Here is a 21,181-nt window from a genome sequence, read left to right as displayed (position 1 = left end):
CAAAACGCTTTTACAAGGTTCGAGTAGAAGTGTTTTTGTTAAAGTATGGCCCCGCTCCTACAATTTACCAATTGAGGGACGCGCACTGGTAACCGACTAACACCACAATAAAACCCTACCGATCATATAGCGAAGCAATTCAATTATTAAATCTTGCCATAAGGCAAGCAATCTTATTATATACCATAGTAACTTTGAAATACTTTACGACAAATAGTTGGCATTTAAATGATCTATTCAAAAAAAAAATTAAGTGTCCAGAGCAAATGTTGTGGCACGATGTAATTCGATAAATACTAGCATGTAGCAATAATTTGTAGTTCTTGTTAACTGGAAAAGGTCATGAAAACCAAAAAGGATTGTATTTGTTTTGTCTTCTAGAAGGCACAATTTTCAAAACGTTTTGGAGAGAGCCCTATGAAGCAGTGACATATGCGGTCCGCTCGCCATACAGAGGTGCTTGTTGAGAGCGTTTTCTTTCTGCGGAATAGGAAACAGCGCAAGAAGTAATAGTATCAAAAAAAAAATGCTAAATGATTCTAACTAACTAATTAACATTACTATTTTAAACAATTAAAACGCAATATTATGGCTAAATTACATGTATACTTGAATTTTAACGGAAACTGTGAAGAAGCATTCAATTTCTATCACACCGTTTTTGGAGGTCCCGAACCCACGGCACATCGCTTTAAGGACCTACCGGAGGATCCCAATGTACCGGTGAACGATGCTGACGCAAACAAAATCATGCACACATCCTTAATGGTCAACGAAAGCGTAATGCTTATGGGAACCGATTGTGTCGATAGCTTTGGACAAAGGGCAACGTTTGGAAACTCCACGTATATAATGCTCGACACGGAAACAGCAGAAGAGGCCCGCAACTTATATTCTAAATTGAGCATAAATGCCCAAAATTTAGAAATGGATTTGGGCGAAATGTTTTTTGCCGAATTATTCTCCTCGTTTACCGATCAGTTTGGCGTCGCATGGATGATACATTTCGAAGGAAACAAGAAAATGGATTATTAATACACGGGTGTTTAATGATACAAATTTTGATAAACATGTATTTTAAAAAGCCCTTGTCAAATAAAGCATACTAAATTTTAGACAGCCTAAATCTCCATGAAAATTTTAAAATACATCTTATTTGTGATACTAGGCAGCATTGCATTGGTGCTCATCGTTGCATTTTTTCTTCCCAAAAAATTTCACGCAGAAAACAAAATAACGATTAACAGACCTAATACAGATAACAGATATATACGAATATGTATCCTCTCTTAAAAACCAAGGCACGTATGACCCTTGGTCGGAGAATGACACTACCATCGTCCGTAAATATGACGGTGAAGACAAAACGGTAGGATTCATCTATGAATGGGAAAGCGAAAAAGTAGGAAAAGGGAAGCAAGTAATCACGAAACTTGTTCCAGATAAGCGCGTGGAAATCGACATATATTTCGACGGAAGCGACGTGGCGAATAAATCATTTTTTGACGTTATCCCGATCAGCGACCGACAAAGCGAAGTCTCTTGGGGAATAAGTGGCGCTATCCCTTATCCATTCAATTTTGTGACGAACTTTTTTGATATGGATGCAGATTTTAAACATGGACTTGAGAATCTTAAATTAATAATGGAAAAAAATTAATGGAAAATTCACTTTATCCGGCAATTTGGTTCAACAACGATGCGCACGATGCGTTGGAGTTTTACGGAAACCTATTCGCCGACAGCAATCACAATCTTTCCACCCGCATGGTTGCATCAGCAAACCTAATGGGCACCCATTTTATCGGTATTAATGGAGGGCCAATTTTTAAACCCAATAACTCAATTTCGTTTATGGTTATTTGTGAAGACGAAATCGAAATCAATAAATATTGGGATGCGCTGGTGAAAAATGGAACGGAATTAATGCCCCTACAAAAATATCCGTGGAGCGCTTACTATGGTTGGCTAAATGATAAATATGGTGTGGGGTGGCAGTTCTATTTGGGGAAACGGGGTGATGTTAATAATCAATCTATTGTACCAACGTTAATGTTTTCTGGTGAAAACCAGGGGAAATGCGAAGCGGCACTCCACTTTTACGAATCGCTATTTGATTCCTTTAAAACCCAAGGAATTCTCCGATATGAAGACGGAAAACACGAGGACCAAATTCAGCACACGCAATTCGTCATCAATGGTTTTACGTTAATGGCAATGGATAGCGGTATACCTCAAGATTTTACGTTCGACGAGGGAGTATCCATGGTCATCGAATGCGCGAACCAATCGGAAATCGATTATTATTGGGAAGCGATAACCAGAAATGGAAGCGAAAGCCAGTGCGGGTGGTGCAAAGATCCATTTGGTATAAGCTGGCAAGTCGTGCCTGCGAACTTAAACGAAATTTTTGAAAATTCTCCAGATGCACAAAAAAACATAATGACTATGAAAAAAATCAACATCGATCAGCTTGTCGGACCAAACAATTAGCTTATAAATAAATGTACACTATGATACAACGAATCTCTTGAAGTAATATTTTTTGCGGTCATCGAGCGGCCTTTTTGTAATTCTGGACAACCAAATTAGATTCATCAATCATTATTTACCAAAATAAACAAAGAAAATGACTAGCAACACAACATACGTTGTATTACTAAGGGCGGTGAACGTTTCGGGAAAGAACGTCATAAGAATGAAGGATTTACGAGAAGCGATACTCCTCGCCGGATATACAAATGTTTGCACCTATATCCAAAGTGGAAATATAGTCCTCAATGCTGCATCCACACCAATTGAAGTCGAGAAGAAAATTCGACAAATTATAAAAGAAACATTTGGACTGGAGATCAAAGTATTTGCTAAAAGCAATAAAGACCTTAAATCGATCCTAAAAGACATACCTCCTCGCCCCCCAATAGAGGCGAATAGGTTATTTATCACGGTGCTTGACAAAACTCCTTCAAAGGAACTTGTTACATTACTTTCCGAACGCGAATTTTCTCCGGAGTGGTATTTTATAAAAAACAAAATCTTGTACTTCTACCTACCGAACGGCGTATCAAAAGCTAAGCTAAGTAATGCATTTTTTGAACGTACTTTGCAAGTTAATGCTACAGGTCGTAACCTCAATACAATCAATGCTCTGATTCAACTTAGCGACAACGGATAATGCAAATTCAAGTCCTCAATAATTGTGGGAATTCACCCAAAATGCTGCTTATAATTGAGCTTTATCGATATTATGTGGATTCAAATTTCGCAAAAATTCTAACTTTCTTTGCCGATGATATCCATTGGCACATTAGCCACGAGATAAACCTACATGGATTGAACGATGTAGAACGATATTTAGTTAGCAAAGAGATACAGCCTGCAGCTATTTTAACCTTAAAATACGTATTAACACATGGTAAACTTGCTGCCGTTAATGGAGAAATAAGCTATAAGGGCAAAACTGTTCGATTTAGTGATTTTTATGAGTTTTCTTCCGCATCGTCAAAGGCAAAAATCAAGAAAATAACTTCTACTTCACATTAACAGTCTCAATTCAACAACCGGCTCCGCCTTAGTCAAGGTCGACCGACATGTCGCGCTATACTACTCTCCTACCCTTCTGCAGCTGCGAGGCACCATATTCAAAACGATCATCACTTGGTCTCCGCACCTAGCTTGGGGCGAATGCAACGGCAGACCGTCCGCCCCTAACCCCACAGTGTAGGCGACCTAAGTATTACCTAATACTTCTTTAAACAAACATGCCGAAGTTCTGTTGCACTAACGTCGCCAATTCATCGGCCGATAAAGAAGGAGAACTCCCCTCTTTAATCGACCAAATACGCGTCTGCATATCGAAACTCAGATCGTATGCATCTTCGCATCCAGAATCGATAATTCTAAAATCATGAGTTTGCGGATTATAGGTAGCATCAAATTCAATTGACGTTCCGTTTACATTATGTGTAAATCTTCTATTAAAATTCATAACCTATCAATATTTATACTTCTAAATATAACGGTTATAGTTAATATAATTACGCTTTTCATAAAAATTCTAGTCGGGTATCGTATGTGCGAATTTAGCACGATCTGCACAAAAAAGCACCAGATTTTCGACTTGTAACGGATTCGGTTAACATTCGAAAAAGCCGCTTTTCTCCGCTGAGTCAAATTCTACCGATGCCAGTTTGCAGTAGTAGAGTGGGACTCAGACGCTACCCCAGTTAGCTTGCATAAAAATGTGCCATTTAGAATGATGGGTAACATCCGCCAAATGTTGCAATTTACACACCTAAGTTATGACCGTACAGATACTGCGAAAAAAAACAATGTTACAAAAAAAGCTTCCCGTTTTGAGAAGCTTTTTTGGGTAAGTAATGGGGCTCGAACCCACGACCCCTAGAACCACAATCTAGTGCTCTAACCAACTGAGCTATACCTACCGTGTTTTGATGTCACAAAAGTAGAACAAATCTAGATATCCTCCAAATATTTTTAAACAAAAAGAGGGCCTAAATGGCGAATAAGTTCATTTCTAACCAGATAATTTTAAAGTGAATGGTCCCTGGTCGTGCACCACTTTCCAAAACCGCATGGACCCGGCGAAATGTTGCAAAAAAAACACCGGTTACAAATATCGTAACCGGTGATTCATGCTATATTGTTTTCTAAAATAGAATAATTAAATCAGCTCAACACTTCGCTTCACGAATGACGTTAAGTCTGCTCCTTGTAACAAACCACGCGACAACAATGCAAGATCAAAAGCTTGTTTGGCTATCTTCGCTCCTTCTAGTTCGTCACTCTCAAGGATACGCTTGACCAAAGGGTGATTACCGTTTACTGTAACCTTATAATTATCTGGCAAGTCACCATAAAAGCCCATGCCTCCGCCAGTTTTAGCCATATCCTTCATGCGTCTCATAAATTCATCAATTGTGACTGATACAGGCAATTCGTCCGATTGTAATGCGTCGACCTCAACTTTCATATCTTGACGGGAAATCGCTTTCTCAAAAATTGACAACGCCTTTTGCGAATCTTCTTCAGAAAGATTCAATTCTAGGTTCTCTTCTTTTTGTATCAATTTATCAATCACGTCCGCGTCGACGCGCTTAGCTTGTACTTTTTCACCACCTTTTTGCTCAACATACGCCGCAAAATGTGTGTCTAAAGGCCCGTCCAATACAAGGACATCATATCCTTTTGTTTTTATCGATGCGATAAATCCGTCTTGTTGCGACGGGTCTGACGTGTATAAATAGACGATATTTCCATCTTTATCCACCTGCAGATCTTTCACTTTTTCGTAATACTCTTTAAAAGTATAACTTTCCCCAAGAGTGTTCTTTACTAAACAAAAGTCATTTGCTTTTTCGGCAAACTTATCGTCGCTGAGCATTCCGTACTTAATAAACAATGATATATCATCCCATTTAGCTTCGAAATTCTTCCGGTCTGCTTTAAAGATTTCGTTCAACTTATCGGCAACCTTCTTCGTGATATAGTTGTTAATTTTCTTTACGTTACTATCCGCTTGTAGGAAAGAACGAGAAACGTTTAATGGGATATCAGGAGAATCAATCACACCCTGCAGTAGCATCAAATATTCGGGAACAATATCTTTGACCTCATCGGTAATAAAAACCTGACGTGAATATAATTGTATTTTATTACGTTGAATTTCGAAATCATTTTTGACCTTCGGAAAATATAGAATCCCTGTCAGGTTGAATGGGTAATCAACGTTTAAATGAATCCAAAATAACGGCTCTTCCATAGAGTATGGATAAAGCTCTTTATAGAACGCTAGATAATCCTCGTCAGTCAACTCGCTAGGCGATTTCGTCCAAGCAGGAGCTACATTATTAATGAAGTTATCGACTTCAATTGACTTGTATTTAGGTTTCCCTTCTTCATCTTCGCCGTCGGGCAAAGATTCTGATTTGGTGCCAAAACGAACCGGTACAGGAAGGAATCGCGCATATTTATTGAGAATCTCAGCTAATCGTTCTTTTTTTAAAAATTCAATCGACTCTTCGTTGACATGAAGAATAACATCTGTACCTCGATCGGTGCGTGACCCACTTTCTATTTCGTATGATGTACTTCCATCACATGTCCAATGTGTGGGCTCCGCTCCTTCTTGGTATGATAAGGACTGGATTTCTACGGTGTCAGCCACCATAAATGCCGAGTAGAACCCTAACCCAAAGCGACCGATAATTTCGTTTGCGTCATTTGCCTCCTTGAATTTTTCCATAAATTCGGTAGCGCCTGAAAAAGCAATCTGATTAATATATTTTTTAATCTCCTCGGCGGTCATTCCCAAACCACGGTCACTTATCGTAATCGTTTTTGCGTCTTCGTCAAATCGTACGTCAACCGTTAGATCACCAAGCTCTCCACTAAATTGTCCGAGTGATGATAATCGTTTTATTTTTTGCGAAGCATCAACAGCATTTGAAACCAGCTCTCTTAAAAAAATTTCATTATCCGAATAAAGAAATTTCTTTATTACCGGGAAAATATTCTCGGTATGAATTGAAATACTACCTTTTTCTTGCATATATTTTTATTATTTACAGTTTTAATTTCCACAAAGAAACAACAAGGAACATTCCAATACAGCATTTTACGACAGTATGACAGTATTGAGCAAATATTAATTTACGAACGTGTACATGTTGTCATTTTTACGCCCTAATTGCAGTCCGCAAGCCAATTCGAAATATAATTTAACGACGTACGATGCAAAAAATTCGACACAAATTTGGAATTACTAATAAAGTATATTAAATTAGTAGGGTATTCAGAATTGCTAAGCAATACCAACCGAGTTCGTAACCACGGTGGTAAAACAATACGGGATGTTGTCAAAAATTGTCGCAGCTACGACTATAATTTGACGCCCAAAAATTTCTGGACACAATTTTTTAAATGTTTAATCCCAAAAATTAAATTGTATGTCACCAACTGTTCAACTCTCTCATCATTTATTGGAAAAATTCCCTACCTATTCTATTTCCGAACTCATCACCCTCAACAATGATATTGTGGAAAATCGGGGCTGGGGACCAGATAGGTCGACGTTTCGAAATGCAATCCTAAAAGCCCTAGTCGATAAAGGTGTAGACATCTCACCTATTATTAGTAAAGAAGATGGCTTCACGGTAATTCAGGTCGTCAAGGTAAAATTAGAAAAGAACACACTATTACCAGCGTGTTGATCATTTACACCTCTATTTTTTCACGCTAACAGTTCTCAATTAGATGATCCTAATGATAAAAGGGCGAAGGTTCCCAACCAATGGCTTCCCATATAATCGTCGCCTGATATATTATCAATCGAAAACTTGATATGCTTATTAGCAAGCGGAATGAGTATTGATTTTAGCTCGGGCAGCTTACCCGAGATTTCGTATAAACAATGCGCACGGCTAAAATTTAAGCCATCCAAATGTACTAGTTTTCCGTCGCTACGATCGCTAACCAGAGCAGGTTGCATACTAGAGAAATCGCCGTTGAACAAACTGGGTAGAAAGGCGCGAAGCCACTTTTCGTATCGTTGTGGTTCCATTATTTTACTCATCAAATGTGCCTCTTCTAGACAGGGTGATAGGAAATCGGATCCACTGGGCTCATAGCTTAGGCTGCAGCTCTTATCATTTTCAAAAAAACGCGCGCTATTTACGTTTATTGAATTTAACAAATCAATGTCCTCTGAGCTTTTTGCATATTCAACCATTAAACTAAGACTAAATGCTGTATTATCGTGCTGACCCGTACGAATCGGATATACAAGCTTGTCCAAGTACACCTGCGTACGCTTCGAAAGCAAATTAACTAACGGTTCAAGTATTTCTGCCCATTGTTTTGCATCTTCATCTGGCCACTCCAGTAGTTCCTGTTGTAACTTAAATAACCATGCCCATCCGTAAAGGCGCTCAAAACTTAAATTATTTTTATCATTAAAAAAATCGAGTTCAATAGCCAAGTTCTCTTTGGTAATATGAGCACGAAGAAAATCCCGCACGTTCCCCTGCCTATCGAGCGCTGGAAATTGCTTAAGAAGCCTTACAATAGACCAATAACCATGCACCGAGGAATGCCAATCAAAACATCCATAAAAAATAGGGCGTAAAGATTTTGGTGTTTTCAAATCTGTAGCCCCACCAATGACCTGCCCCAATTTGTTGGGGTATTCTAAAGTTAAACAATGAATTGGGAGTTCAATTATCCGGCGAGCGCGGTCAATATCAATGTGTAGCTTTTTAGCCTCCGCATTTAGGGTAATGTCCTTTTCACTACCACTGTGGCAGGAAAAACAAATTACAACTGCAACAAATACGATCGAAATTTTAGCGTTTATTATTTTTTTCATAAAATTAAATTCTTAGACAATTAGCACATCAAGTAACCACTTGAAAACGAACAGCATAAATGGCTTTACCAATTAGCGGTCGACATAGTTCCCTTACAAGCGTCTTACTTTGAGCTCGAAGCATCGTTCTTTCGACTAAACTAAAGAATCGTTATTTTACTACACTTTCTCAAGCGGTGCATAATATTTATTTAAAATTAATAATTTTACACAATACTTTTTATCTTTTCTAAGCACCGCTCCCTATCATGTGTAGAACAATTTATGGAAGGGAAGAGCTTGACTTTCTTCCCACTTAAAGAATGGGAACATTATTTGCGTAATTAAACGACAATTAAATGTAAATATAAGAAATTATGAACATCTCAGATTTAATAACCGGTGGCATTGGGGCCCAAGCCACATCAGCAATTGCGAAGACGACTGGCGTTAATGAGTCAAAAGCAAAATGGGTAATTGCGGCAGCGGTACCGTTGATGATTGCTGCTTTAAATTACAATGCAAAAAACAAAGGACAAGGCGAAGCAATCGACAAAGCGGCCCAAGACCACAGTAGCGGGGGATTAATGGATAAACTTGGCGGCCTGTTTGGTGGCGAAGAATCGAACGAACAAGGAAATAAGATTGTGCAACATATGTTTGGAAATAATACCGCGGCAGTAACAGAATCCGTTGCAGAAAAATCCGGACTCAGTCAAAACCAAGTCGGTGGTGTTTTAGCGTCGCTAGCGCCCGTTGTGATGAGCTACATAGGCCAGCAAAAAAAGCAGAATGGATCGGGCGGCGGGATCGGTGATTTAATTGGCTCTGTTTTAGGAGGAGGTTCCACAGGAGGAATAGGTGGTCTATTAAACGGCATGTTGGGCGGTGACTCGTCGCAAGAAGCACAACCAGGTAATCAAAATCCAACAGATGCACTAGGAGATCTCGCTGGGGAATTCTTCAACAAGGATAAAGGTCCAGAAGACAAAGGCAATATTTTAGAAAGCATCGCCGGGATGTTTGGAAAATAACGCAGAAAATCACCATAAACACACCACCTACTTTGGAAAGAAAATGGTTACCTTAATCCATTTTGAACGCCCAAGTATGTGGTTTTTAATTTTGTAAAATTTAGTTAGTACCATTCAATAAGAAAGGCTAGATTTGTGCTCTCATTTATTACCCATGAACAAAGCACTTATCGCCTTAGCACTAGGCGGCTTAGCAATAGGGATGACAGAATTCACCATGATGGGAATTCTGCCGGATATTGCAAAAGATTTACAAATTGATATTCCCGAAGCCAGTAATCTTATTGCACTTTATGCTTTAGGAGTCGTCGTTGGCGCACCTACATTGGTTGCATTTACAGCGAAGCAATCACCAAGAAAGGTATTGTTGTTTTTAATGTTATTGTTTTTCGTATTCAACGGTCTTTTTTCGATCGCGCCAAATAAAATACTATTGTTGGTCTCACGATTTGTGGCAGGCCTTCCACATGGTGCTTTTTTTGGAGTCGGCTCCGTAGTCGCGGCCAAAATAGCAAAGCCAGGTAAGGAAGCACAAGCAATCTCCGTTATGTTTACAGGAATGACGATTGCAAACTTGGCGGGTGTACCATTAGGAACATATATCGGACAACATTATTCGTGGCGCATCACCTATGCGGCCATTAGCCTTTTAGGATTGGTTACTTCTATGGCAATTTATTTTTGGATGCCAAAATTCCCCGCAAATAAGAAAAACGACATCATGCATCAAATACGATATTTCCTCCGCTGGGATGCTTGGCTGATGGTTGCAATTATAGCGATAGGTACGGGAGGACTATTTGCGTGGATTTCTTATATCGCTCCCTTGGTTACTGAGGTGTCGCGGATACCGAGCAAGCACGTCCCATTAATTATGATATTAATCGGGTTGGGAATGTTCTGTGGAAATATCATGGGTGGAAAACTAGCCGACACCATTTCCCCTTCAAAAGCAGCCATTACTAGTTTTACAGCGATGGTATTATGCCTAGTCGTGGTTTTTTTTACCGCTCACATTACATCCGTTGCGTACCCTTTGGCATTTATAACCGGATTAATCTCATTTTCGATTGGACCGTCCCTGCAAATGATGCTTATTAACAATGCAAGAGGTGCCGAAACATTTGCCGCCGCTGCTGGTCAGGCAAGTTTTAATGTGGGTAATACATTAGGAGCCTACCTAGGCGCCATCCCAATCACATTAGGTTATGCGTATAATTACCCCTCTTTGATTGGTATTGGAATGGCAGGTATTGGTGCTTTGTTGGCTTACGTATTTCTTATAAAAGTCGTACGTGCTAAAATGGATTTGTGACCCCACCCACAGCAAAACTGATGGATTTGGTTTACGCTACTCCTTTATAAATATTATCAGGGGAATTACATCTTTTGATTCTCCCACGCAACCACCAGTCGCCCCATTAATGTATAGCGCATTGCGCCTTCAGGTTGATTGTTATGGCGAAGATAACCGCCGTAGAACATATCCGAGAGCGAACTGATCCATCCGATGTAACTTTGCCAAAAAGCATGGTCTTGCCGATAGTCTTCCCGTACTTTATCGGACATTCGATTGACATAATCGTTATATCTTTCCCGATTCTGATAATAGAGTGGCCGTAATAAATAATGAACCGTCTCATAGTAGGCCGCATATCTATACCATATGTTTGGATGATCGTGCAGTGTAAGAAAGGCAACGAAATTACATTCATCCTCTAAACCAATTCCCATTTGATGCGCCAATTCATGTGATACGGTAAATGGATAGGACGTTTTCGGCATCACTTGGTTGACATGCACCTCATGGGTGAAAGGATTAAAATAACCCGTCACGGTAAAATAGGAGATAAGATGACTCGAAATCGGGTGTTTAACTTTGACCTGGCTCCTAGAAAGCATTGGCAACTTATCGGTCGATGCTAACATTAATTGTTCTATATCTATTTCTGCCTGAATACGGCATTGTTTACCCATCTCTATGCCTTCGCGCATAGTATTTATCGAGTCAATATAGCGATCAACGACCGCAAGGTAATCGTCCTGTTTTATAGCCGTATCGTTTAAAGAAAGCTGTTTCTGCAAGGGTATGCGGTAGTAATTCTGCCCCCAGCTCACATAAAAATAAACATAGACGGCCAATAAAAACACACCTAGTTGCAAAAGACGGATCACGGCTCCTTTAACGAACTTATGCTTGAATACGATTACAAACGCAGAGCCTATAAAAAACAAAATACACCAAACTAACCCGACGTACACTAGGTCTCCAATGCTAAATGGTATCCACCCAAAAATAATTTTCATACCATAAGAAAATAGCGGAAAGAAGCCTTTTGCGTAATATTGTTCAACCGCCTGCTCATTTTGGTTTAACAACCCGAGGCATAGAGCGATTACCAATAGGGCGATGCCTACTGAGAGCAATCTTACAACGCGCCGACGACTCGCTTTAGTTTTCCACTTAGCTCTCATTCTCAAAATACAACTTATAGTAGTTTAGGCCCCGCTCTTCATCAAACCCCATTTCTACATAGTCACGTTTCCCATGTATATAGACGTGGAAATTCTTGTCAAGCTTAATAACAGATTTGTAAGATGAAGTCATTTTCTTTACGGCCGGCATGGCGATATCAAAGTTGGCTTGAAAAGGCGTATCGAACTCCTGTTCAAAGTTCTCTTGAAAAGATTTAAAGAGTGTTGCTGCCTGTGGATTTGCAATTACCTCATCTTCAAACTCCTGCTGGTCAAATGTTTCTTTGGTTTTGAAATAATCCATAGATCGGTTTAAAAGGTCTATTTTATCGGCCGCCTGAAGTTCAAAGGTTTCGTCGAGCTTTTCGTTAACAAAACTCTTATACACCTTCATAAGATTGCCGGTCTGTTGGAAATTATCATTTCGCGTTTGGATTTTCAAAAACTCATCCTTCCAATAAAGCGCTTCGGATTGGTTTGTTTGGTCAACAGTAAGAACCTTAAATCCTTCATCTTGTTCGTCGTTAATGATAACAACTCCCTTATCCAATTTGTTGATATTTATTGCCTCCTGTTCATATTCCAGTCCAAATCCAGCAGCCTCGGGATAAACTTTTAAATAAGCCTCTTTATTCTCGGATTTAAATATTCCAATTGCATTATGATCCGTACCCTCCATTTGAACATTATCAAGAGCGACGATATAAACCTCACCTCCCTTAATTTTGGGATGCTGTGATACTTCGTAAAGATGCTTGGCCAATTGTACGGACGTCTCATGGAACCCCATTTTACCTTCAAAAAATTGTTTCACGAAATAAAATACTTCATTTAATTGCAAATCATTATTGGGGTGGTAAAAACGATAGACCTCATTTGATTTTAAAAACGGTTTCATAAAATATTGCATAAGCAATTCGGATAAAATCTCATCCTGACTCATATCTACGGGCTCGTCGGACAATACATAAAACTCATCTTGTGCCTTATTGCCAACTCTGTGAATTGATAGTTGCTTAAACGTTGCATCTTGGTAAAAAAACATAATAATTTAAATAAATTTAACCCGGGGTAATTCAACCCATACAAATAACCTTAAATAACCTGAAACTACGTGGCCTAGCGAAAAAGCAATATCGAAATTTACGCACAAATGCCCCGCACACGATTCGCGTTAAAGTGCAAAGATATCAATTGCCGTTTTAAAAGTCGCCACGTGGGCATTCACGATATCTTTGATCTTAACAGAATAGCCGCCGCCCATGCTTACTTGAACCGGTATGTTATGATCTCTACACTTTAAAAAAACCAGTTCATCACGTTTACTGCAGGCTCGTTCGCTGAGGTTAAGTTTGCCGAGCTTATCGGTGCTCAAAACATCAACGCCCGCCTGATAGAAGACAAAATTGGGACGAAAAGCGTCAAAAATATCTTTGAGGTTCCGTTCCAAAACTGAGAGGTACTCATCATCTTCCACCCCATCTTGTAATGGCACATCGAGAGTAGATTCTTCCTTTCTAAACGGAAAATTCTTTTCGGCATGCATCGAAAATGTAAATACATTTTCATTACCCTGAAATATATGTGCCGTACCGTTCCCTTGATGTACATCCAAATCAACAATCAATACCCTTTCAGCAAGTTTATTTGCTATTAAAAAAGCCGCTCCAACGGCTTGATCATTAAATAGGCAAAAACCTTCTCCAAAATCCTTCCCAGCGTGATGCGTACCCCCAGCAATGTTAAATGACACACCATATTTAAGCGAAAATTGACAGCAATTGAGCGTACCGCTAACCAGAAGACATTCACGGTCGACAAGCGCCTTGTTCAATGGAAATCCAATCCGTCGCGTCATCTTTTCATCCAATTGCAGATTCAAGACCTTCTCGATATAAGTCCTCTCGTGGGCTAAAGCAAGAACGTCACGCGCGACCATATCTGGTTTAAAAAAATTCGCTTGGCTCACAATCCCCTCATACAACAATTGCATAAAAATCAATTCGTACTTTAGCATAGGAAATCGATGTCCCTCGCGTACCGGGAGAACATAATTTGGATGATAAGCAATATATAGCACTTAGTTCAGAGAAATGTATAAGCGTGAAATTAACAAAAACCCTGCAAATTACGACCAAAAATCACAGTTTTAAAGTTTGTCATTTGGCGTGCTCGCCATCGGAAGCGTTTATAACAGACAACTATGCTTGATCTTCAATAAAGAAATAGCCAGATACAACTGATCTTCAGTCACCAAATGGAAACCATTTAATGAAATAAAATTTCTAAAGTTATACAAAAACAATTGGGCACGTTATTTGTATTAGTCAGTACAATAATACTAACAAACACCAACATGAAAAGGACCTCATTAACTACATTCTTTGTACTCGCATTTGTTGCGCTAGTTATGTTAGTCGCAACTACATGTTCTGGTATCGGTTAAAAAATAGCTCTCCCTTGCTTCCAGTTTTTCAAAATGCAAAAGATCAAACGGCGCACTAAAGTACATAGATACCCATCAAAAAAAGAAATTAATAGCGCAATAACCAGTATGTTGGTCTTTGTTGTACATAAACGACAAGTCCGCTATTTTTTCTCCCAAAAATCTGCGTTTTTAATCCCCAATTCTTTGGGATCGAAGTCCGGTTGTAATACACCTGCTTTACGTTTATTCTTATAATCCTTCCATACCTTCATCGCCGGTTTACTCAATAGTAAAATTGCAATTAAATTCACCCACGCCATCAATCCAACCCCTATATCTCCTAGACCCCAGGCTAAGTCGGCTGTATGCACTGCGCCAAAATAGGTAGCTATTAAAAACCCGATACGCAACACCCAAATCCATGCTTTCATATTCCCTTTCTTGAAGAGATAGGCAATATTTGTTTCTGCGTAGTAATAATAGGCCATTATAGTCGTAAAGGCAAAAAAGAAGAGAGCGATTGCGACAAATTGATAACCAAAAGCCGGAAACTGACTAGATATCGCTGCTTGCGTAAATCCGTCCGGCGGTGTCCCCGGCACATGTTCGGCGACGAAATTCACGACATTCCCGGCGGCATCAAATTCTGCTCCCGTATTGAACGAGCCGGTGAATAGTATCATCAACGCAGTCGCCGTACAGACAAAAAACGTATCGACATAAACCGAGAACGCCTGAACCAGTCCCTGCTGTGCGGGATGACTAACTGCCGCCGCCGCCGCCGGATGAGGCGCTGTTCCTTGGCCGGCCTCGTTCGAATATATTCCCCGTTTTACGCCCCAGGATATGGCCATTCCGACGACACCTCCAAAAGTCGCATCCAAACTGAATGCAGACGAAAAAATCAAAGAAAAAACATCAGGAACTTCGGTAATATTCATACCTATAATAATCAGCGCCATCAAAATATATGCCCCCGCCATAAAGGGCACTATAAATTCGGCAGCCCCCGCTAACCTTTTAACACCGCCAATTATAATTATTCCCAGTAGTAATATTACGACAATACCAACCCAACTAATCGGCATTTCGAACCCAAGAAAAGATGCATTGAAAACATGTATATCAAAGGCATTACTTACAGTCGCGTTAACGGCATTACTCTGGATCCCTGGCAGTAAAAAACCTGCGCTTATAATGGTAATGATAGCGAATAAAACGGCATACCACTTAACGCCCAAACCTTTTTCAATGTAATAAGCGGGACCGCCCCGAAATTGTCCATCGATTTCTTGTTTGTATAATTGTCCTAAAGTCGCTTCAATAAACGCCGAAGCGGAACCAAGAAAAGCAATAGTCCACATCCAAAAGATTGCACCCGGACCACCCATATAAATCGCAGTTGCGACGCCCACTATGTTTCCCGTTCCGACACGTCCCGAAATAGCTAAAGCAAATGCCTGAAATGACGAGATACCCTTTTTTGAATCTGATTTTACAAATAACAGTCTCGTCATTTCTTTCAAATAGGTAATTTGTATAAAGCCAGTACGAATGGAAAAATAAAGTCCTGAACACAGACATAAATAAATTAAAAAATCACTCCAGACTAGATTAGATAATGTCTTTACGATACTTTCCATAAATCAATATTAGTGTTTATATGTTGTAATTGTGTTCAGGCAAAGGAAACATTTTTTTTTTGCAAACCCGGTGCCGAAGCATATTAATTTCGGGAAATTGAGCAAAAAATACAGAAAATTTGTTACCATAACGCATTTTCTACGGATAGAGGCGTCAATTAGCACCTTCAAAATTTCAATTGACAAATTGCCGCTCGAGCGATGTTATATTAAAGCTATCAATTATTATCACCCTCAGGGATGGGCAATTGCTTTTTAAAAGCACGATATTTTACAATCTCGCTCGACAAGCGGCTGATTGCATAACCGACAATCGTCACATCATCCATCCAGCCTAGAAAAGGTATAATATCGGGAATGGCATCTAGCGGCGAAACAACGTACAAAATAGTCCCGACGACGATGGAAAGGTTCCACTTATTAATTTTGTATCTCCCTCCAATACTATCACGACACATCGCAATTAACACTTTAAAATCATCAGCGCGCTCTTCTAAAAAAGAAACTCGCTTCTCCGCTTGATCTAAATCTTCTCCGTTTATATCTTTCGAACTAAGTTGTCGAAACAAACGAAACATTCGTTCTTTATTTAATTTTTTCATCAATTAATTTATTCAACGCCCTTCAAAAAAGCGTGTACTTGATCGTCAATCAAAGGTACAACTTATCAACAACTAAGCCCGTTTCATCAAATTTCAGTAGTTTCGATACATTTATATGTATACAAGGAGAATGATTTCTGGCAAAACATACACTTTTTAACAGAGCACTCAGAAAACTCGGTTTGCTTTCATTCGACGAAATTAGCGTATCAAAACTAACTAAAAGCGCGCTTATTGGGGAATTCTTAGGCATTTTATGCGTGTGTCCTAATGAAATTCAACTATATTTGTTTCAATTACTATTAACATGTCAAACGCAGATAAAGCAATAAGAACGACATATTTCAGCATTCTCACTAATTTCCTGCTCGCTCTAGTAAAATGGCTAGCGGGAATCTTAGGTAACTCATATGCCCTTATTGCCGATGCGATAGAATCCACTGCCGATATATTTTCTTCAATCTTGGTGTTACTTGGACTACGCTACTCCAAGCGTCCGGCAGACGAAACACATCCCTACGGTCATGGACGAATAGAGCCATTGATCACTTTTATTGTCGTTATATTTTTAATTGTTTCCGCCTTTGTCATCGCCATGGAAAGTATTGAAAATATTAGAACGCCTCATGATCTTCCAGAATCGTGGACATTGATTGTTCTGGCCGCGATCATTATATGGAAGGAGCTATCTTTCCGCACAATAATAAAGAAAAGTAAAGCATTAAATAGCAATACTTTAAAAGCCGAAGCGTGGCATCACCGGGCAGATGCGATCACTTCAGTGGCCGCATTTATAGGTATTTCTGTCGCTCTCTTCAGTGGTCCGGGATACGAAAGTGCAGATGATTGGGCAGCTTTATTTGCATCTGGTTTAATCATATACAATTGCTATGGCATCTTCCGACCTGCACTCGCCGAGATAATGGATGAGAACACGTATGAAGAATTAGAGGAAATCGTCCGAAAGAAATCCATCAATGTCGAGGGGGTGAAACTTATTGAAAAATGCTACATACGGAAGATTGGCATGTATTTTCAAATAGACTTACATGCAGTGGTCGACCCCACTATTACCGTCAGAGAAGGACACGAGATTGCACATAACCTAAAAGACTATTTAATGGATAATGTCGACAATATCGGAAACGTATTTATTCATATCGAACCTTTTGAGCGTACCGAGCTAAAAAGAAATTAATTCATACCGCATCAAAAATGCCTCGCAAATCTTTGCAAAGGCATCTTCAATAAAATTAAAATCGATTATTCTTTAATCAGTGATCGATCCAGATGAACGTAACCGCCATCGACATGGATCAGCTGGCCCGTTGTATGGCTAGACTTTTCAGAAAGTAGAAATACCGTCATATTAGCAATCTCTTCTGGTGTAGTCATCCGGTTCTCAAGCGGTATACGATCGGTTATCTTTTTTAAGGTCTCTTTGGGATTGTCCAACGTTGCGATCCACGAATCATACTGCGGTGTCGCACATTCGGCAACAACGATCGCATTCACACGTATACTGTAAGGCAATAATTCTACGGCCCACTCCCGTGTTAAAGCGTTTCGTCCCCCGTTTGAAGCGGCATAAGCCGACGTATTACCTTGCCCAGTTTCCGCTGTTTTCGAACTAATATTCACAACACTTCCTTTTGATATACGCAAAGCATCAATACAGTTATGTGCCATTAAATAATAATGAATCAAATTCTTATGCAAGGAATCCACAAACTTATCATAGCTTCCCGAAATCAAACCTACCCCATCGTTATGTCCTGCATTATTAACGAGTCCATCGATACGACCAAATTGGCTCAATACAGCTTCGACGGATTTCTTACATTCTTCTGGAATAGATAATTCTGCTTCCACCGCAAATGCGATACCGCCATTATTCTCCACCTCAAGTTTCACTTTTTGGTTATCGACCTGCTTACGCCCAACAATGACCGGAATTGCGCCCTCCTTTGCGAGTGCAATAACAATTGCGCGGCCAATTCCTTTCGCGCCACCAGTAACGATAATAACTTTATCTTTTAAATTTAAATCCATAGAAACATGTTAAAAACTATAAAATTTCTTTGCTGTTGCGCTCCAAAATGCGTCTTCTTCAAGTGCTGATAGATCACCGATCGCAGTTTGGGCGATCTTGATAACCTCCGAATATTCGGCAGCTAGCTCACAAACCGGCCAATCGCTTCCGAACATCAACCTATCTTTACCGAAACAGGTCACAACGTGCTGTACAGAATGTACAAAGTCCGTAAATGTCCAACTATTCCAGTTTGCTTCGGTCACCAGACCCGATACTTTACAAAATACATTAGGATACTTTGCAAGGCTTTCAATAAAAATTGACCATTGTTCAAATTCTTTATCTCTAAAATTTGGCTTTGCTATATGATCAAGCACAAAGCGTTGGTTAGGATTTGCACTTACGCAGCTTAAAGTACTTTGAAAATGGCGTGGTCGAATTAACAAGTCAAAAGTATAGTTGTATTTCGTTAGTGTTTTTATGCCATTCAAAAATGCAGGGCGCATCAAAAAATCTGGATCTTCTTCTCCCTCAATGACGTGCCGAAAACCTTTAACAATCGATGAAGCTTGAAACTGCATTAATTGCTCTTCAATTGTATCTGCTTGTAAATCCACCCAACCTACAACGGCTTTGATCATGGCATACATAGTAGAAAGGTCTATCAAAAACTTAGTTTCTTCGAGCGACTGTGATGCCTGTACAGCGACCACGCCATCTATATTACTCGCTCTTAACAAAGGAGCTAAGTCCGTGGGCATAAAGTTCCGCTGTATCGCAGCCATTTCATCAGTGATCCAACGGTCGCGCTCCTTATCATAGAGCCAAAAGTGTTGGTGAGCGTCTATACGCATAGCATAATTATTATTGAGGTGCAATGTAAGCTACACATTCCTGGCGTGATTCTCCGAGGTGGTCTGCTCCTAGTTCAACAACATCACCCGGTTTTAAATAAATCGGTGGATTAAAGCCTAACCCTACCCCCGCAGGCGTTCCTGTGGAAATTACATCACCCGGAAGTAACGTCATAAACTGCGAGACGTAAGATACAACATGTTCAACTGAAAATATGAGATTGCTCGTATTACCATCTTGGTAACTCTTACCATTAACTTTTAACCATAACCGCACATTATTAATGTTCGGAATCTCGTCTTTTGTTGTCAACACTGGTCCAAGTGGGGCAAATGTATCACACCCTTTACCTTTATCCCATGTGCCGCCCCGATCGAATTGAAACGCCCGCTCAGAAACATCATTGTGTAAGACATAGCCAGCAACATAATCCAGCGCTTCCTGCTTTTCAACATAACTCGCCTTTTTACCCATTACTATTGCGAATTCTACTTCCCAATCCGTTTTGGTCGAGTTCTTCGGAATAACAACATTATCGTTCGGGCCCACCAAAGCCGTCGTCGATTTCATAAAGATGATCGGCTCGGTTGGAATCGCTGCGCCTGTTTCCTCAGCATGATCCTTATAATTTAAACCAATACATACGATTTTAGATGGACGAGCGATCGGCGCCCCAATACGAATTCCGTCGGCAATCGGCAGAAGCTTCCCCTGATTTGCTTTAACGAAATTTTCTAACCTGGCGAGTCCATTTTGTTCAAAAAATTGCTCGTCATAATCGCCTCCAAAGGCAGACACATCGTAACTAACTCCTTCAATTTGTACTCCAATTTGCTCGTTTCCAAGCTCTCCAAAACGTACTAATTTCATTTTCTAAAATTTATATTTACATTCTTTAATAACACCTAATTAGTCAACGTATTACGACGCACTAATTATTCAATTTTATAAATCCGCCATCGATCGGATAATCATTCCCGGTAATAAAACCAGCATCATCCGAACATAAGAATAACGCTAATTTAGCGATTTCCTGCGGTGTTGCCATCCTGCCTATAGGTTGGGATTGCGAAAGCTTCTCAAACATTTCTTGCTCATTGTCAGGGTAGTTTTTACTGATAAAACCGTCAACAAACGGCGTATGAACACGAGCCGGAGAAATTGAGTTTGAGCGAATGTTATCTTTTATATAGTCCCTTGCTATCGACATACTCATCGCATAAATTGCACCTTTACTCATCGAATACGCAAACCGGTCTGCGATACCCACGACAGCAGCTATGGAAGCAAGGTTCAGAATTGCTCCCCCACCAAATGCTTTCATCTGTGGAATTACTGCATATAATGCATTGTACGCGCCTTTGACGTTTACATTAAACACGCGTTCGAAGTCTTCCACCGCACAATGCTCTAAGTCACCCACATGGGCAACTCCTGCATTGTTCACGAGAATATCGACACGTCCGATCCCTTTGACCACACGCACCACGTCAGCTTGGTCAATCACATTCACCTCATGCTTGCTCGCTCGGTATCCGGCTGCCGCAATTTCGTCCACAACAGCCTGAGCACCTCCAACATTTAAGTCTAAAATATGTACGTGTGCACCATTTTCTGCAAATAGCACTGCAATAGCACGTCCAATACCACTCCCGCCACCAGTAACGACAGCAACTTTATTTTCTAATTTAAGCATATTATATATTTACCATTTCATATTTGCGTTAGTATCCCTCATCGAACT

Annotated in this window: 21 protein-coding genes, 1 tRNA gene and 1 riboswitch; of the genes, 9 read left to right on the top strand and 13 right to left on the bottom strand. The window is 39.9% G+C overall.

Features of this window, described 5'->3' with window-relative positions; translation table 11 throughout:
- Window positions 1-588: 588 nt before the first annotated feature.
- The 5 genes from FM107_RS15835 to FM107_RS15815 all read left to right on the top strand — a co-directional run bounded on the left by FM107_RS15835 (window position 589) and on the right by FM107_RS15815 (window position 3,543).
- Window positions 589-1,035, top strand: coding sequence for a VOC family protein (locus tag FM107_RS15835; protein WP_086949465.1), 447 nt, complete (start codon window positions 589-591; stop codon window positions 1,033-1,035).
- 415 nt (window positions 1,036-1,450) lie between these two features.
- Window positions 1,451-1,660, top strand: a complete 210-nt coding sequence (locus FM107_RS15830; protein ID WP_086949464.1) for a hypothetical protein — start codon at window positions 1,451-1,453, stop codon at window positions 1,658-1,660.
- Complete coding sequence (locus tag FM107_RS15825; protein ID WP_086949463.1) at window positions 1,660-2,493, top strand: VOC family protein; 834 nt, start codon at window positions 1,660-1,662, stop codon at window positions 2,491-2,493. Before FM107_RS15830 ends, FM107_RS15825 begins: the two co-directional genes overlap by 1 nt.
- A gap of 136 nt (window positions 2,494-2,629) precedes the next feature.
- Window positions 2,630-3,175 (top strand): DUF1697 domain-containing protein, encoded by a 546-nt coding sequence (locus FM107_RS15820; protein WP_086949462.1) that lies wholly within the window; start codon window positions 2,630-2,632, stop codon window positions 3,173-3,175.
- 74 nt (window positions 3,176-3,249) lie between these two features.
- Window positions 3,250-3,543 (top strand): nuclear transport factor 2 family protein, encoded by a 294-nt coding sequence (locus tag FM107_RS15815; protein WP_143559516.1) that lies wholly within the window; start codon window positions 3,250-3,252, stop codon window positions 3,541-3,543.
- Between the two features lie 208 nt (window positions 3,544-3,751).
- On the opposite strand, the gene FM107_RS15810 is transcribed toward FM107_RS15815, so the two are convergent.
- The 3 genes from FM107_RS15810 to htpG all read right to left on the bottom strand — a co-directional run bounded on the left by FM107_RS15810 (window position 3,752) and on the right by htpG (window position 6,571).
- A complete protein-coding gene (locus tag FM107_RS15810) occupies window positions 3,752-3,988 on the bottom strand; it encodes a hypothetical protein (protein WP_086949460.1) in 237 nt (78 codons plus the stop codon).
- A gap of 383 nt (window positions 3,989-4,371) precedes the next feature.
- Window positions 4,372-4,445 (bottom strand) — tRNA-His (locus FM107_RS15805).
- Between the two features lie 239 nt (window positions 4,446-4,684).
- Window positions 4,685-6,571, bottom strand: coding sequence for a molecular chaperone HtpG (gene htpG, locus FM107_RS15800; protein ID WP_086949459.1), 1,887 nt, complete (start codon window positions 6,569-6,571; stop codon window positions 4,685-4,687).
- 234 nt (window positions 6,572-6,805) lie between these two features.
- Window positions 6,806-6,896, top strand: a riboswitch (SAM-I-IV-variant riboswitch).
- Between the two features lie 72 nt (window positions 6,897-6,968).
- Between htpG and FM107_RS15795 the strand changes: the two genes are divergently transcribed.
- Window positions 6,969-7,232 (top strand): hypothetical protein, encoded by a 264-nt coding sequence (locus FM107_RS15795; protein WP_086949458.1) that lies wholly within the window; start codon window positions 6,969-6,971, stop codon window positions 7,230-7,232.
- A 35-nt stretch (window positions 7,233-7,267) separates the two neighbouring features.
- Here FM107_RS15795 and FM107_RS15790 read toward each other — a convergent pair whose 3' ends face one another.
- On the bottom strand, window positions 7,268-8,386 hold the full coding sequence (locus tag FM107_RS15790; RefSeq protein ID WP_086949457.1) for a DUF2891 domain-containing protein: 1,119 nt from the start codon (window positions 8,384-8,386) through the stop codon (window positions 7,268-7,270).
- 356 nt (window positions 8,387-8,742) lie between these two features.
- Between FM107_RS15790 and FM107_RS15785 the strand changes: the two genes are divergently transcribed.
- On the top strand, window positions 8,743-9,399 hold the full coding sequence (locus FM107_RS15785; RefSeq protein WP_086949456.1) for a DUF937 domain-containing protein: 657 nt from the start codon (window positions 8,743-8,745) through the stop codon (window positions 9,397-9,399).
- Between the two features lie 154 nt (window positions 9,400-9,553).
- On the top strand, window positions 9,554-10,714 hold the full coding sequence (locus tag FM107_RS15780; protein WP_086949455.1) for an MFS transporter: 1,161 nt from the start codon (window positions 9,554-9,556) through the stop codon (window positions 10,712-10,714).
- Between the two features lie 65 nt (window positions 10,715-10,779).
- Here FM107_RS15780 and FM107_RS15775 read toward each other — a convergent pair whose 3' ends face one another.
- The 5 genes from FM107_RS15775 to FM107_RS15755 all read right to left on the bottom strand — a co-directional run bounded on the left by FM107_RS15775 (window position 10,780) and on the right by FM107_RS15755 (window position 16,547).
- Window positions 10,780-11,874, bottom strand: coding sequence for a DUF3810 domain-containing protein (locus FM107_RS15775; RefSeq protein ID WP_086949454.1), 1,095 nt, complete (start codon window positions 11,872-11,874; stop codon window positions 10,780-10,782).
- Complete coding sequence (locus FM107_RS15770) at window positions 11,864-12,919, bottom strand: nucleoid-associated protein (RefSeq protein WP_086949453.1); 1,056 nt, start codon at window positions 12,917-12,919, stop codon at window positions 11,864-11,866. The genes FM107_RS15775 and FM107_RS15770 overlap by 11 nt, the downstream gene beginning before the upstream one ends.
- Window positions 12,920-13,048: 129 nt before the next feature.
- Window positions 13,049-13,891: a histone deacetylase gene (locus FM107_RS15765; RefSeq protein WP_256959582.1), complete on the bottom strand. Its 843-nt coding sequence runs from the start codon at window positions 13,889-13,891 to the stop codon at window positions 13,049-13,051.
- A gap of 572 nt (window positions 13,892-14,463) precedes the next feature.
- The gene (locus FM107_RS15760; protein ID WP_086949451.1) at window positions 14,464-15,945 is read right to left on the bottom strand and encodes a sodium:alanine symporter family protein; all 1,482 of its coding nucleotides are present in this window, start codon (window positions 15,943-15,945) and stop codon (window positions 14,464-14,466) included.
- A 218-nt stretch (window positions 15,946-16,163) separates the two neighbouring features.
- Window positions 16,164-16,547 (bottom strand): YkvA family protein, encoded by a 384-nt coding sequence (locus FM107_RS15755; protein WP_086949450.1) that lies wholly within the window; start codon window positions 16,545-16,547, stop codon window positions 16,164-16,166.
- 307 nt (window positions 16,548-16,854) lie between these two features.
- Here FM107_RS15755 and FM107_RS15750 point away from each other — a divergent pair, with 307 nt between their 5' ends.
- Window positions 16,855-17,745 (top strand): cation diffusion facilitator family transporter, encoded by an 891-nt coding sequence (locus FM107_RS15750; protein WP_086949449.1) that lies wholly within the window; start codon window positions 16,855-16,857, stop codon window positions 17,743-17,745.
- A gap of 65 nt (window positions 17,746-17,810) precedes the next feature.
- Here FM107_RS15750 and FM107_RS15745 read toward each other — a convergent pair whose 3' ends face one another.
- The 4 genes from FM107_RS15745 to FM107_RS15730 form a co-directional block, all read right to left on the bottom strand.
- Window positions 17,811-18,599: an SDR family oxidoreductase gene (locus tag FM107_RS15745; protein WP_086949448.1), complete on the bottom strand. Its 789-nt coding sequence runs from the start codon at window positions 18,597-18,599 to the stop codon at window positions 17,811-17,813.
- 9 nt (window positions 18,600-18,608) lie between these two features.
- Complete coding sequence (locus tag FM107_RS15740; RefSeq protein WP_086949447.1) at window positions 18,609-19,436, bottom strand: amidohydrolase; 828 nt, start codon at window positions 19,434-19,436, stop codon at window positions 18,609-18,611.
- 10 nt (window positions 19,437-19,446) lie between these two features.
- Entirely contained in the window at window positions 19,447-20,307 is an 861-nt protein-coding gene (locus tag FM107_RS15735; protein ID WP_086949446.1) for a fumarylacetoacetate hydrolase family protein, read from the bottom strand.
- Between the two features lie 61 nt (window positions 20,308-20,368).
- Complete coding sequence (locus FM107_RS15730) at window positions 20,369-21,133, bottom strand: SDR family NAD(P)-dependent oxidoreductase (RefSeq protein WP_086949445.1); 765 nt, start codon at window positions 21,131-21,133, stop codon at window positions 20,369-20,371.
- Window positions 21,134-21,181 lie beyond the last annotated feature (48 nt).

This window comes from Sphingobacterium sp. JB170 (assembly GCF_900163865.1).
GTDB lineage: Bacteria > Bacteroidota > Bacteroidia > Sphingobacteriales > Sphingobacteriaceae > Sphingobacterium.
Note: the sequence above shows the minus strand (reverse complement) of the source record. Positions and strands in the feature narration are given on the sequence as shown.

Bases quoted from the DNA above. Each gene is read 5' to 3' on its own strand.
- FM107_RS15760 (WP_086949451.1), bottom strand. From the start codon at position 15,945: ATGGAAAGTATCGTAAAGACATTATCTAATCTAGTCTGGAGTGATTTT.
- FM107_RS15825 (WP_086949463.1), top strand. From the start codon at position 1,660: ATGGAAAATTCACTTTATCCGGCAATTTGGTTCAACAACGATGCGCAC.
- FM107_RS15790 (WP_086949457.1), bottom strand. From the start codon at position 8,386: ATGAAAAAAATAATAAACGCTAAAATTTCGATCGTATTTGTTGCAGTT.
- FM107_RS15835 (WP_086949465.1), top strand. From the start codon at position 589: ATGGCTAAATTACATGTATACTTGAATTTTAACGGAAACTGTGAAGAA.
- FM107_RS15735 (WP_086949446.1), bottom strand. From the start codon at position 20,307: ATGAAATTAGTACGTTTTGGAGAGCTTGGAAACGAGCAAATTGGAGTA.
- FM107_RS15780 (WP_086949455.1), top strand. From the start codon at position 9,554: ATGAACAAAGCACTTATCGCCTTAGCACTAGGCGGCTTAGCAATAGGG.
- FM107_RS15820 (WP_086949462.1), top strand. From the start codon at position 2,630: ATGACTAGCAACACAACATACGTTGTATTACTAAGGGCGGTGAACGTT.
- htpG (WP_086949459.1), bottom strand. From the start codon at position 6,571: ATGCAAGAAAAAGGTAGTATTTCAATTCATACCGAGAATATTTTCCCG.
- FM107_RS15740 (WP_086949447.1), bottom strand. From the start codon at position 19,436: ATGCGTATAGACGCTCACCAACACTTTTGGCTCTATGATAAGGAGCGC.
- FM107_RS15795 (WP_086949458.1), top strand. From the start codon at position 6,969: ATGTCACCAACTGTTCAACTCTCTCATCATTTATTGGAAAAATTCCCT.
- FM107_RS15770 (WP_086949453.1), bottom strand. From the start codon at position 12,919: ATGTTTTTTTACCAAGATGCAACGTTTAAGCAACTATCAATTCACAGA.
- FM107_RS15785 (WP_086949456.1), top strand. From the start codon at position 8,743: ATGAACATCTCAGATTTAATAACCGGTGGCATTGGGGCCCAAGCCACA.
- FM107_RS15745 (WP_086949448.1), bottom strand. From the start codon at position 18,599: ATGGATTTAAATTTAAAAGATAAAGTTATTATCGTTACTGGTGGCGCG.
- FM107_RS15755 (WP_086949450.1), bottom strand. From the start codon at position 16,547: ATGAAAAAATTAAATAAAGAACGAATGTTTCGTTTGTTTCGACAACTT.
- FM107_RS15765 (WP_256959582.1), bottom strand. From the start codon at position 13,891: ATGCTAAAGTACGAATTGATTTTTATGCAATTGTTGTATGAGGGGATT.
- FM107_RS15775 (WP_086949454.1), bottom strand. From the start codon at position 11,874: ATGAGAGCTAAGTGGAAAACTAAAGCGAGTCGTCGGCGCGTTGTAAGA.
- FM107_RS15810 (WP_086949460.1), bottom strand. From the start codon at position 3,988: ATGAATTTTAATAGAAGATTTACACATAATGTAAACGGAACGTCAATT.
- FM107_RS15730 (WP_086949445.1), bottom strand. From the start codon at position 21,133: ATGCTTAAATTAGAAAATAAAGTTGCTGTCGTTACTGGTGGCGGGAGT.
- FM107_RS15750 (WP_086949449.1), top strand. From the start codon at position 16,855: ATGTCAAACGCAGATAAAGCAATAAGAACGACATATTTCAGCATTCTC.